Origin of the sequence: Aliirhizobium wenxiniae (genome assembly GCF_014201355.1) — a bacterium.
Lineage (GTDB): Bacteria > Pseudomonadota > Alphaproteobacteria > Rhizobiales > Rhizobiaceae > Neorhizobium > Neorhizobium wenxiniae.
The window spans coordinates 59,070-71,256 of the sequence record NZ_JACHEG010000013.1 but is presented as its reverse complement, the minus strand read 5'-3'; the positions used below and the strand labels follow the sequence as shown (position 1 = coordinate 71,256).

At 58.5% G+C, this 12,187-nt stretch carries 10 protein-coding genes; 1 reads left to right on the top strand and 9 read right to left on the bottom strand.

What is annotated here, in order from left to right; genetic code table 11:
* Positions 1 to 14: 14 nt before the first annotated feature.
* From HNQ72_RS28520 to HNQ72_RS28510, 3 genes are read right to left on the bottom strand one after another with little or no spacing between them, the layout of a single operon-like run.
* Positions 15 to 791, bottom strand: a complete 777-nt coding sequence (locus HNQ72_RS28520) for a sulfite exporter TauE/SafE family protein (protein ID WP_183997761.1) — start codon at positions 789 to 791, stop codon at positions 15 to 17.
* A gap of 6 nt (positions 792 to 797) precedes the next feature.
* Positions 798 to 1,670: an MBL fold metallo-hydrolase gene (locus HNQ72_RS28515; protein ID WP_183997760.1), complete on the bottom strand. Its 873-nt coding sequence runs from the start codon at positions 1,668 to 1,670 to the stop codon at positions 798 to 800.
* 3 nt (positions 1,671 to 1,673) lie between these two features.
* Positions 1,674 to 3,161, bottom strand: coding sequence for an aminotransferase class V-fold PLP-dependent enzyme (locus HNQ72_RS28510; RefSeq protein WP_244654622.1), 1,488 nt, complete (start codon positions 3,159 to 3,161; stop codon positions 1,674 to 1,676).
* Positions 3,162 to 3,259: 98 nt separating this feature from the next.
* Here HNQ72_RS28510 and HNQ72_RS28505 point away from each other — a divergent pair, with 98 nt between their 5' ends.
* Positions 3,260 to 3,742 (top strand): Lrp/AsnC family transcriptional regulator, encoded by a 483-nt coding sequence (locus tag HNQ72_RS28505; protein ID WP_183997758.1) that lies wholly within the window; start codon positions 3,260 to 3,262, stop codon positions 3,740 to 3,742.
* 630 nt (positions 3,743 to 4,372) lie between these two features.
* Here the strand turns inward: HNQ72_RS28505 and HNQ72_RS28500 are convergent.
* The 6 genes from HNQ72_RS28500 to HNQ72_RS28475 form a co-directional block, all read right to left on the bottom strand.
* Complete coding sequence (locus tag HNQ72_RS28500; RefSeq protein WP_183997756.1) at positions 4,373 to 5,125, bottom strand: siderophore-interacting protein; 753 nt, start codon at positions 5,123 to 5,125, stop codon at positions 4,373 to 4,375.
* 35 nt (positions 5,126 to 5,160) lie between these two features.
* The gene (fhuB, locus tag HNQ72_RS28495; RefSeq protein WP_183997755.1) at positions 5,161 to 7,152 is read right to left on the bottom strand and encodes a Fe(3+)-hydroxamate ABC transporter permease FhuB; all 1,992 of its coding nucleotides are present in this window, start codon (positions 7,150 to 7,152) and stop codon (positions 5,161 to 5,163) included.
* A 1-nt stretch (position 7,153) separates the two neighbouring features.
* Positions 7,154 to 8,050 (bottom strand): ABC transporter substrate-binding protein, encoded by an 897-nt coding sequence (locus HNQ72_RS28490; protein ID WP_183997753.1) that lies wholly within the window; start codon positions 8,048 to 8,050, stop codon positions 7,154 to 7,156.
* On the bottom strand, positions 8,047 to 10,425 hold the full coding sequence (locus HNQ72_RS28485; RefSeq protein WP_183997750.1) for a TonB-dependent siderophore receptor: 2,379 nt from the start codon (positions 10,423 to 10,425) through the stop codon (positions 8,047 to 8,049). The genes HNQ72_RS28490 and HNQ72_RS28485 overlap by 4 nt, the downstream gene beginning before the upstream one ends.
* Before the next feature lie 177 nt (positions 10,426 to 10,602).
* The gene (locus HNQ72_RS28480) at positions 10,603 to 11,565 is read right to left on the bottom strand and encodes a FecR family protein (protein WP_183997748.1); all 963 of its coding nucleotides are present in this window, start codon (positions 11,563 to 11,565) and stop codon (positions 10,603 to 10,605) included.
* Positions 11,566 to 11,660: 95 nt separating this feature from the next.
* Positions 11,661 to 12,158, bottom strand: coding sequence for an RNA polymerase sigma factor (locus tag HNQ72_RS28475; protein ID WP_183997746.1), 498 nt, complete (start codon positions 12,156 to 12,158; stop codon positions 11,661 to 11,663).
* Positions 12,159 to 12,187: the final 29 nt, after the last annotated feature.

Sequence of the window (12,187 nt, the reverse complement as noted above, 5' to 3'; positions counted from 1 at the left end):
GATTGCGTGAGCGCTCAATCCAGGCTGCGCCACAGAATGTAGAGACCGACGGTGAGGATCACCCAGCAAAAAATCTGGACGAGCGCCGTTCTGCTTTTCGATAACCGCGTGGCGAGAAGCGTGCCGACAACTCCACCGCCGATGCCGCCGGCAATGAAATTGCCCGCGACATGCCAATCGACCAGGCCTGACAGAGCGTAATTGACCGCGGTCGTCAGGCCGAATGTGCCGACGGCGAGCAAGGATGATCCGACGGCATTGATCAGCGGCATGCGTGTCGCAAAATAAAGACCCGGCACGATCAGAAAGCCGCCGCCTATTCCAAAAAAGCCGGAGCAAAGGCCGGTGAGAAGTGCGACGACTGTCGTCTTGCGGTAGTCTGCAGGCGTCAAGGATCGCGGTGTCGTATCGGCCTGCGTATTCGCTGGCCGCATCACAAGACTGACGAACATCATCAGCAGGCCGAACGTAAAAAGAAGGCTGCGTCCATCTGCCAGTTTGCCGAGGCTGGAGCCGAAATAGGCGCCAAGCGTACCGGCAATCGTGAAAATGAGGGCGCAACGCCACCAGACATGGCCGCGAGCGGCGTGGCTGACAAGGTTGAGATAAGCGTTCACGGAGACTGCAATCGCACCAGTCCCGATCGCCGTGTGCACATCCTTTATTCCGACGACATAGAGAAGAAGCGGCGTTGCGAGTATGGATCCGCCGCCGCCGATAAGCCCGAGCACGAAGCCGATCAGCGAACCGGAACCTATGGCGAGAACCGCTTGCGGGACAAGATCACTCACGCCGGGCTACCAGATCGAGCCTGGCAGTGCATCAAGCGGGATCTTGAGATAGCGCGTGCCGTTCGTCTCCTCCTTCGGCAGGCGTCCCCCGCAGATATTTATCTGCAGCGCGTGTAGAATTAATCTCGGCATCGGCAAGGTCCGGTCGCGGCTTTCGCGCAGATGGATGAAAGCCTCGGCGGATTTGCCGTTGACGTGTGGATTCGTGTTTTTCTGTTCGGCGACGCTGGACTCCCAGCATGCTGCCCGTCCGTTCGGTCGATAGTCGTGGCCTGTAAACAGCCTCGTATCGTCCGGAAGAGCAAGGATCGCCTGAATGGAATTCCACAGAGCGGCTGCACTGCCTCCCGGGAAATCGGCACGCGCGGAGCCACTGTCCGGCATGAACAATGTGTCGTGAAGGAAGGCTGCGTCACTAATGACATAGGTGACGGAGGCAAGCATATGGCCCGGAGAATGCATCACGCGGGCTTCGAGTTCCCCGATCCGGAATATCTCTCCGTCTGCGAAAAGGCGATCCCACTGGCTGCCGTCACAGGCAAGATCGGGCCAGTTGTAGAGATCTTTCCAGATTGCCTGAACGCCTCTGACCTTCTCGCCGATCGCAGTCGGTGCGCCTGTACGCGATTTCAGATATTGTGCAGCCGAGAAGTGATCGGCGTGGGGATGCGTTTCGAGAATCCATTCGACCACCAGCCCGTTGTCGGCAATGCGGGCGAGGATTGCATCGGCATTCGCGGTCGCGGTTGATCCGGACTTCTCGTCGAAATCCAGAACGGGATCGATGATGGCGCATTTCTTCGTTTTAGGATCGGATACGACATATTGCACCGAGCCGGTGCGGGCGTCATAAAATGCCGAGACTTCGGGCCGCTGCATTGGTCAGGCGACCTTTTTGGCGAAACGGGGAAAGAAGATCGCTCGGGCCGGATCAAAATCATAGTCATTCTCAAACTTGCTCGCGTCCCTCGCCAGTTGGGCGACGGACGAAAGGATGAATTCGACCTTGGCGTCCGAGAGAAGGACACTGAAGTTCAGGCGGGTGAAACCGGGCTTCCTGATTTCGTTACCAGCCAGAATGGCCTGCCGCATTTCCTCCGACTGTCCATCATCGATACCAAGCAGACGGTGGACATAAGGCCCGGCGCAGGCGCAGCCGCCGCGTGCCTGGATGCCGAAACGGTCGCTGAGCATGCGTGTCACAAGCTGCTGGTGGATGTAGCCACCTTTGCCATCCTTCACCCGAAACGAAAATATCGGCAGTCGTTGCGGCTCCGAAAGGCCAAGGAGTTCCAGATTGGGAACATCCTTCCAGGCAGTAAAAGCACGCTTCGCCAGCGACGTGTTCCGCTTTTCCGTCTCAGTTGCGCCGATGGCATCCTTGACGATGAAGGCAAGCGCGGCACGGATATCGCCGACTACATTCGGCGTCCCGGCCTCTTCGCGTGCCTCGATACTGCTGCTGTAGTCATGGGTCGTCGGCGAGACGAACCTGACCGTGCCACCGCCCGGCCATGAGGGCTTTTCCGTTGTCAGCGCATCGCGGCGGAGAATCAGAATCCCGGATGCACTCGGTCCACCGATGAACTTGTGGGGGGATGTCACGATCGCATCGATCTCGACCCCGGGCTTGGGCTGCATGGAGATCGGCACATAAGGACCTGCGCCGGCATAGTCCCAGATCATCTTTGCGCTTGCGTTCTTCACGCACTCGGTAATCTTTGCGACGTCGCTGACGATGCCGGTGATGTTCGAGGCAGCCGAAAGACTGCAGATCGTCAGCGCTGGAGCGCCTTGGCGCAAAGCCTGTTCAAGCTTCTCCAGGTCAGGTCCACCTGTCGGGCCTTCCGGTATCTCGATGATTTCCGCCTGGCTTTCGCGCCAGGGAAGGATGTTCGAATGGTGCTCGTACGGACCGAGGATGACACGCACGGGCTGGCCTGACGCGATGGCGTCGGTGACGCCAAACAGTTTGACCAGGCGGTTGATGCCGGAAGTGGCACCGGATCCGGTGAAGATCACGGCATGGGCCTCGGTTGCCCCGCAAAAGCCCGCGATCAGTGCCCGTGCTTCGCGCCGCAAGCGGGTCATGAAGCCACCGCAATAGGAGGCCTCGGTGTGGCTGTTGGCATAATAGGGCAAGACCTCTTCCAGAATGAAGCGCTCTATGGAGAACAAGGCCCGGCCGGAAGCGACATAATCTGCATAGACGAGATCTTTTATGCCGTATTGCCCGTCGATCTTGGCGGACGCACCAACCAGGTCGTTGCGCATGTGGGCGTGCACGTCGTCATGCTGCAGAAGATCGTGATGGAAGCGGGAAAGCGGGCTTTTGTCTGTTGGAGATACAAGCGGGGCGGCAAGATTCACGGTCTTTCTCCGAATGCGGATATTGACGGCGAATCTAATCTGAAAGAACGTCTAAAACCTCACTTGTTTTTTGTCAGTTTCGAGCGTTTAGTGGTCGCATGATCGAGAAAACAGAAAAAATAGACGATTTTGATCTGAAAATTCTAACGCAGCTGCAACGCAATTCGCATTTGCCGCAGCGGGAGCTGGCGGAAAAGGTCGGGCTTTCGCAGAATGCCTGCTGGAGGCGGCTGCAGCGGCTCACATCCATAGGCATGATCGGAGACGCTCACACGACCATCGATCTCTCTGCTCTCGGGCTAGATTTGACTGTGTTCGTAATGATCCGGACCCGCCACCACTCGAAGGAATGGATGGAGGACTTCCGCAACCATGTGGACCGTTTGCCTGAAGTCGTGGATTTTTATCGCATCGGCGGCGACTGGGACTATTTAATCAAGGTCGTAACCAAAGGAATGTCCGGTTACGATGCCTTTTACCAGAAGCTGGTGACAAATTTCGACCTGATGACTGTCACAGGTTTTTTCTCGATGGAAGCAATCATCAACAACCGCGCCGTGGATTTTGCTAAGCTAAGGTAATCGCGGTTGGCATATTCGTAACCTGCGATAGGACTGTCAGATTTACCCACACAGTTCGATATGTTCCCTGACGATCAGCCTTTAGGATCCATGTCTGCGCGCTGCCAGTTCATGGGCAATTGTCCGCCGGCAGATGACTGAGGCAGAGATCGTCGCACATCTTGCAGCGTCCGGACGTTATAGGATCCCGCAAAAGCTTGAGCCACGCGAGACCATGGGCATCAGGCGCAGGATGACGTGCAGACGCGCCTTCCGGTTGCAGCATCCGGTCCCATCAACGAGATGCATGGCTTCATCCCACTGTATATGTTTGCGCCTTGTATGAACACCGAACGCGCATTACCGGTTTTGAAATTTCTGCGCGTCACGACGTGGCGTTGTTCGGCTTGGGAATATCCTATGTTGGCGAACGGAGCGATGAGTTTTTGTTTAAACGAGAGCTTGAAGCGATAGGATCACGGTGCCGGGCCTCTTATGCCTGCAGAAGTGCCATCAATAATTCCATTACAAAGACTACGCTGGGCGGCTACCGGGATGGTGATTCTTTCGAAAAGCACGCGACTTATCAGAGGTTTATCGAGATAATATTGCGTGTCGGCGGTTCGAGTCCCATCAGGACCGTAATAGTCGTCATTCCCGTGATTTTCCGAAAATCCAGTAGCCGATTGCCGTGATGGAATCCTTGGGCAGGCCCCGCTCTTCGCATAGAAGCCGGCGAATTGCGGTCGTGACCTTTGCTTCTCCCGCAACCCACACATATCCGCGACCCTCTGGGAGATGAACGGATTGGGCGATCTCGAGCAGGTTTGTCGCTCCTGGAATGCTGCCGAAGCCGGTGTGCCAGTTCATGCGGCAGAGCGCGTCGAGATCGACCTGCGCGTCATCCATGTCCGGGATCTCGATATGAGCGACACAAGGGCGGTTGCATTTCTTCTCGGCAAGTATCCTTGCGACGGCGGGCAATCCTGTTGCGTCGGCAATGAGAATTATCCATTCGGCGTCGTCCGGCGGTGCATATTTGCCCTGCGGGCTGGTGACGCCGATCTCGTCTCCCGGGCCTGCCAAACGAGCCCAATCCGAGGCCAGTCCACCGTCATGGACGACGAAATCGACCGTGACGGAGGCCATTTCCTCGTTCACCTGTCGGATCGTATAGGGTCTGAGGCGCGATCTTGGCAGGTCGGCCGGCATCTGCCAGCGGTCATCCACCAGCCGAGGCATCGTGACCTTCCCGTTCTCCGCCGGAAAAACCAGCCGCACCCACTCATCCGGAAATCCGCTCGATTGAAATTGCGCCATATCCCCGCCGCCGATTTCGACGCGTATCATCGATGGTGTCAGCCAATGCTTGTCGAGAACTTCGGCGCGGTAGCATTGTTTCATGGAGCAGGGTCTCCCGTTTCGAATGTTGGTCTGCTTCAGCGTTGCTGGCGCATGGAATAGAGGAAGAGCGGTCCCCCGATCAGGGCGGTCAGCAGGGCGGCGGGCATCTGCCATGGAAAGATCAGGGTCCGGCCGAGCCAATCGGCAACAAGCATCAAGGCACCTCCGGCAAAGGCGGAGGCAAAGATCTGCGGCAAAGGACGATGGATACCGAACTGCCGCACCATGTGGGGGGCCAAGAGGCCGACGAAGCTGGCAGGCCCGACGATGATTGTCGCTGCGGCGGTTGAAATCGCGCTGTAGAGGATGATGGCGCCGCGCGTTGCGGATACGGGTAGCCCAAGAGCGCGGGCATTGTCTTCTCCGAGCTCCAGCACCTCCAGTCGACGGCGGAAAAGCGGCGCCACGACCATCGCCAAGGTCGCGACGGTTGCCGCGAGCATGGCCTGATCCTGCGTCACCCGATGGGTCGAACCGGAAAACCATGTCAGAAGCAGCCCTCGTGCAGGGCCTCCCATGGCAATCACAAAGGCACCGATTGCACCGACGATCGTCGAAAGGGCTATGCCGATCAGGATGATCCTGTCCGGGGCAAAGTTGGCGCGCCTGGCGAGAATGACGATCGCAGATGTCACGAGGAGCGAGCCGATGGCACATGCGGCGAACAGGTCGCCCGAGGTAAATGTCGTCGAGACGAAGAGAAGCGCGATTGCTCCGAGTGTTGCGCCGGCAGATATTCCCATAACTTCGGGGCTCGCCATCGGATTGGCCGTCACGCGCTGAATAAGAACACCGCTAATGCCGAGAAGAATGCCGGCCGAGAGCGAAGCCTCGACCCGCATGAGGCGCCAGCGCTTGATCAATTCGACATCGGTGCTCCATTCCCACCCCGATGGGCCGCGGCCAAGCACGAGGCTAACGGCGAGCAAGACCAAGGTGATCAGGATAATGCCGAGCAGATGGCGCGGCCTGATCAGGAGGCGGGAGGATGTCATCTGCCTCGAGGCTGACCGCAACGTGCGGGATCTGGTCCCGGATAGAAGCACAAGCAACACCGGGGCTCCCAGAAGCGATGCGAGTGTGCCCGTCGGAAAATGGCCGTTCAAAAAGGCCGGCAACTGCACGATCTGATCGGCCAGCACGAGGAGCAGGCCTCCGAGGAGAGGTGCCCACAGGACGAGCGCGCGCAAATCCCGTGCTCCGAGCGCACGCGCAAGCGCCGGCACGGCAAGGCCGATGAAGCCGATCGTGCCGATCGTGGCAACCACCGTTCCTGCTACGATGATGGCGATGGCGAGCGATATGCCGCGCAGCCATGCCGGCTTCATCCCGAGCGAAATGGCGACCGCATCCTCCATTTCGAGAAGGCGCAGGGAGCGGCACAGAAAGGCGGTGATCGCCCAACCGGTGAGCGAGCATAGACCAAGGCAAAGCGCCGGCATCCAGCCGGTTTGTTCCAGCCGTCCGGTTTGCCATTGCGCGAGATCCTCGCTCTGTTCCGGATAGAGAAGGATGATGATCGCGCAAATCGTGCCAAGAGTGAGATTGACGACCAGGCCTGCGAGAATGATGGAGATCGGCGATCGTCCCGCGCGCGAACAGATGCCGAATACGGTGGCGGTCGCAAGTGCGGCGCCGATGATGGCTATCGGACCCTGACCGATACCAAGCAGACCGGGCGCCCATACAAGGGATGCAAGCAGCGCGGCCTGCGCACCCGCCGACGTTCCAAGCGTCGTCGGCTCTGCCAGGGGATTGCGGAGAGATTGCTGGAACAGCAGACCCGAGAGGGAAAGCGCTGTGCCGCAGAGAAAGGCTACAGCCAGACGCGGAAGTGCGGCCCAGGCGAAAAGAAGCTCCTGTATTGACCCCGGCTGCTGCGATGACAGGGCATCGAGCCACTCCGAAGCAGGCAGGACGCGCTGCAGATTGATGGCAGCGAGCAGGAGGCTGAGCAGCCCGACGAGCAACATGGACAAGGGGAGGGAGGACGAAATTCGGGGGCGCCGTTCCAGTGTCTGTACCATGTCACGTCGCCTTGTCGAACGTATCGGCCAGCCATTCTGCAAAGGTCGTCGCCGACAGCAGCCCGCCGAAAACAGAGATCGGCGGCGAGACATGGACGCGCCCTGCGCGCAGGGCGGGCATGGACGTCCAGAAAATGTTGTGCTCCAGCCGCGACAGCATCTCGGTTGTCCGACCGTTTTGATTGAGGATCACGATCGACGCATCGGGAGACTGGAGCAGCTTTTCCGCTCCGATCGAGGCGAAACCAAAGCCGTTGACCGGACCTTGCCAGGCATTCTGCAGACCGACATGCATCAACGCGCTGTCCGGCAGGCTGCCGGCGGCGTAGACGTTTACGAAACGACTGGTACTGCGCAGATTGAGAAGAAAGACGGGTCGCGGTGATGTTTTGCCGGTGATCCGTTGTAGGCGTGCTTCCAGTTGTCTAATGGCGGAAGGCTCTGACATCGTGGTCAGTTCATTCACGACGCTTTCGCCAAAGCTCCTCGCCTTTTCTATCGGATCGCCGCCTCTGCCGTGGATATCGCAAAGACGGACGGCGGCGATCTGCTCAAGCTGGGCGCGTGACAGGCTGCTCCACGATGGGAGATAGATCAGGTCAGGCTTCAAGCGATCGAGAAGCTCGAAATTCGGCTCCCAGGTCGAGCCCAGATCTATGGTGCCGGCCGTATCCGGAAGATGCGCGAAACTGGCGCGAAACCCCGGAAGGTCTGCAATCGCAATCGGCGTTATCCCGACCGCAGTCAGGGTTTCTGCCGCTGCCCAGTCGATGGCGGCGACACGCGGCGCGACAGTAGACGCCGCGCGTGCGGAAAGGCCTTGCAAGACAAATGCCGCCGCACCGAGGATAGCGGTGCGGCGGTGAATGCGGCTTTCAAAGAGATGCGTCGGGATCACCACTGGTAGCTGAGCTTACCGATGACGGTTCGTTGCGAACCATAGTTGCAGCCGTTCACGGTGAAGCATCCGGGCACGTAATATTTATCGAACAGGTTGCTGACATTGAGTGACGCAGCCAGTCCCTTCGCTTCCGGGAACTTCTTACCGAAGTCGTAACGAACGGCGAGATCGACCAATGTGAAACTCGGCACCTTGAACGTGTTGTCGTCATTGCCCCAGGTCTCACCGATATAACGCACGCCGGCTCCGACGCTCAGGCCATCGAGCGCTTCCTGTTGCAGCTCGTAGTTCAGCCAAAGCGATGCGGTATGACGCGGAACGCGATAGGGCGTGTTTCCGAGCTGGTTTGTCGTTTTCGTTTCGGTGATTTCGGCGTCCGTGTAGGTGTAGGCTGCTGCAAGGCTTACACCGTCGCTGAGATTGGCCACGGCCTCGAATTCAATTCCGCGGGCGCGGATCTCGCCTGTCTGCAAGGTGTAACGCGGATCGGAGGGATCGTAGGTCTGAACATTCTGGCGCCTGAGGTCGAAGGCGCTTAACGTGAACAGGCCGTCGAAGCCCTCGGGCTGATACTTGACCCCGACTTCCCATTGCTGGGCAGTTTCGGGAACGAAGACCTGCCCGAGGCTATCGGTGCCGACGATGGGATTGAACGACTCGGCATAACTTGCGTAAGGGGCGATCCCATTGTCGAACAGATAGGTGAGGCCGGCCTTCTTGGTGAAGGCGTGATCGTTCTGTTCGGTCGTCGTGTCGGTGATGAGATTGTCCGTATCCCGCCATGCCCAATCCTGGCGCATTCCCAATGTCAGGATGAGGTTGTCTATCTTCAGCTGATCCTGAAGGTAGAGACCGGCCTGTGAGGCATTGATGTCGGAGAGCGACTTGGTCGTGTCGACACTTGTGTCGACCGGCGAACCATAAACGGGGTTGTAGATGTCGATTGCCGTCGCGGTTCCGCGTTGCTCCAGCCACCGGGATTTGCCCCAGAGGTAATCCAGGCCGACAATAGCCCTGTGTTCGATCGGTCCGGTGTCGAAGTCGAACCGGAAACGGCTGTCGACTGCAATGCCGTCATTGTCGATGTCGCGGAGATTGTAGGTGCGGTTGAGCAACCGATTGTCGACCAAGGCTCCGCTTGCCTGAAGATATTGCCGATGGTTGGTCAGATGGGTGTAGCGAAAATTCTGTTCGAACTGGACGGTGTCGTTGAAGCGGTGCTCGAACTCGTATCCGATGGCTGTGCGCCTTGATGTTTCGTATTCCCAGTCCGGTTCACCCACAAACCGGCTGAACGGAATATGGCCATTCGGGTTCGGCAGCAGGACAGCAGCAGCCGGTACCTGAGCATAGAAATCACCATCATTGCGCTGATAGGACCCAAGCACGGTCAGCTTGGTGTCTTCATCGGGTGTCCATGTGATGCTCGGTGCAAGATAGCGCCGATCATTGTCCACGTAGTCGACCTGGGTCTCTGCCTCACGCGCCATGCCGACCATCCGGTACATGATGCTTTTGTCTTCGTTCGTGCCGCCGATATCGAAGGCGCCCTGATAGTGGCTGAAGCTTCCAATGGTCGTTTCGACTTCATTGATGGGGTTCTCCGTCGGACGCTTGGACACAACGTTGATCAGGCCACCTGGGGCCTGCTGACCATAAAGAACGGATGACGGGCCTTTCAGAACCTCGACGCGTTCAAGACCGTAGGGATCGGCCGCGAAGAAGCCGAAATAGCCTGGCGTCACCGCTCTGAGGCCATCTTGGTACATTTCGAGGCTGCTCTGTTGAAAGCCACGCAGATAGAGCGGATTGTCCATCATCTGTGCTCCGCTCGTTTCCGAACGGACACCGGCGGTATAACGCAATGCTTCGTTGATGCTCTGTGCTGCCTGATCCTCGATGCGATCGGCGGTGACCACGGAAATCGCCTGCGGGGTTTCCAGGATCGAGATATCGCCCTTCATAGCCGAAGACGCGCTGGTCGCTACGTAACCATCAACAGGTCCATAGGCGCTCTGGCCGGAGATGACGATCGGTGCAAGCGCCGTTGCTTCATCACCGGCTTGCGAACTGCCGGCTCCGATAGGAGAGATGACAATCGTTCTAGGGTTGGTGAAGCGGTAGCTCAGTCCGGAATCTGTCAGGATGCGAGCGATAGCAGCATCGGGCGACAGGCGTCCGCTGACGCCCGGAGACTGTTTGGAGGCTGCATTTGACGGGACATAGGTGATCTGGATGCCGGATTGGCGGCCAAAGGCGGCCAATGCCTGGTTTAACGGGCCGGGCGCAATCGAATATATTGTCTCGACCGTCTGCGCGATCGCAGGTTTTTCCGTAGCAAGCGCCGTTATCGCAGCGACCGAAGACAGCAATAGCGTAAACGCCGAAAAACGAACTCGATGCCTGCGATCGACGCTCAGATTGCCGCAAATTTTCATAATTGCCCCTTCACAATACGCGGTTCGGAGCGTGATGACCTGCGTTCACCGAATGCTCCGAATAAGAAAACGGAGGAGTTCGGGAAATTTTCTCTTTTTTCTCAAGTTTTTTCAGAAGGCGGAAATTACCGTCAGATAAGGGGTCAGTTCCCTTACCTTGCCGCCATAGGGCTGGACCACGGCTTCAAGGGCGAGGCTCGGATCGCTCAGGTCATAGACGCCGCTGACAGGCCGATTTCCGAGGCCCGGATCAGCAATCATCACACGACCACGTTTCCAGCGGGCGACACGGGCAACCACCGCCGCGACGCGTTCCTTTTCGACCACGATCATGCCATTGCGCCAGGTGGCGATATGCCCGATATCGCGGGTACCGGTGGAAACCGCCTCGTCAGCCGTCGAAAGGCTCAACCAGTCGCCGGCTTGCAGCGTCATTGCCGGTCTCGCGAATGCGGGAGGAAGATCGGCCTGCACGGTTCCGTGGCTGACTGACAGATTGAGAAAGCCTCCGTCATCGCTCACGTCGAAAGCCGTACCGAGCGCGGTCGTGACCATGGAGCCCATGCGAACCGCAAACGGACGAGAACTGTCCCTGGCGACCTCGAAAAATGCCATGCCCTGGATGAGTTCGATATCCCGGCGCGCCGATCCGATCTTCACGGCGATCGCGCTGTCGGGTCCGAGTGTTGCAACGCTGCCGTCGGACAGTTCGACGCGCTTTATTTCGGCGGTCGAGGTAAGGACGTCGGCCCGCGCCTGAAGAATGAGGCCGGGAGCGGAATATCCGGCCGCCAGCAGGGCGCCGCCTCCCAGCATGCCGCCAACAACCAGGCTGCGGCGGGACATGGAAAAAGCTGCCTTGCGTTCCGCCCGACGTTTGTCGGTGAGGATCTTGCCGGTCATGCCGTGGATTTCGAGTGCCTCTTCCCATATCTCGCGATGCTGGGGACTGCGCGCCAGCCAGCGGGTCGCGATCTCCAGCGCGACAGGATTATCCGGATCGCTCTTTATGCGGATCAGGATATCGACCGCCTCTTCGAACAGCCGATCCTCGTCGGTTGCACCATCACTCAACGACGCTTCTCCTCGCGCGATTTCTGCGCATGCCCGGTCTCGTATAGGGGATAACGAATGAAAAGACGGCTTTTTCTTCAGTCTGACGCAGAATGTCAGACATCCTTCAGCCGTGCGCGGATGTGGCGATAGGCTTCGCGGATGAGTGACCAGGTTCGGGTTGTCGAAAGCCCGATCGTCTCTGCAACCTCGGCGATGGTCATTTCCTCGAGCCGGTAGAGTTCAAACGCCTTGCGGGTCCGTGCGGGTAGTTCCGCGAGTGCTGCATCCGAGAGCGCCAGACGCTGTTTGTCGTAGACGACAGTTTCGGCAGACGGCTTGGGGTCGGCAACCGCGTTGGCCTTGGCCTCCGAGACATGGCTGAAAGGCGCCTTGCTTTCACGCCTGCGGTGATCGATCAGGAGATTGCGGGAAATTCGGAATAGATAGGCCCGCGGATTGTGTTCCAGCGCGGTTGGTTTGGCCGTGATTAGCCGCAGGAAACTGTCCTGCGTCAGATCTGCCGCGGTGTCCTCCGTCAGCCCGCGGTTACGCAGAAAGGTTCGAAGCTCCTTCGAGTGGCGGCCAAACAGGTAATGAATATCCCAAACCATTACAGGCGGACAATCTAAACTGGGTACAG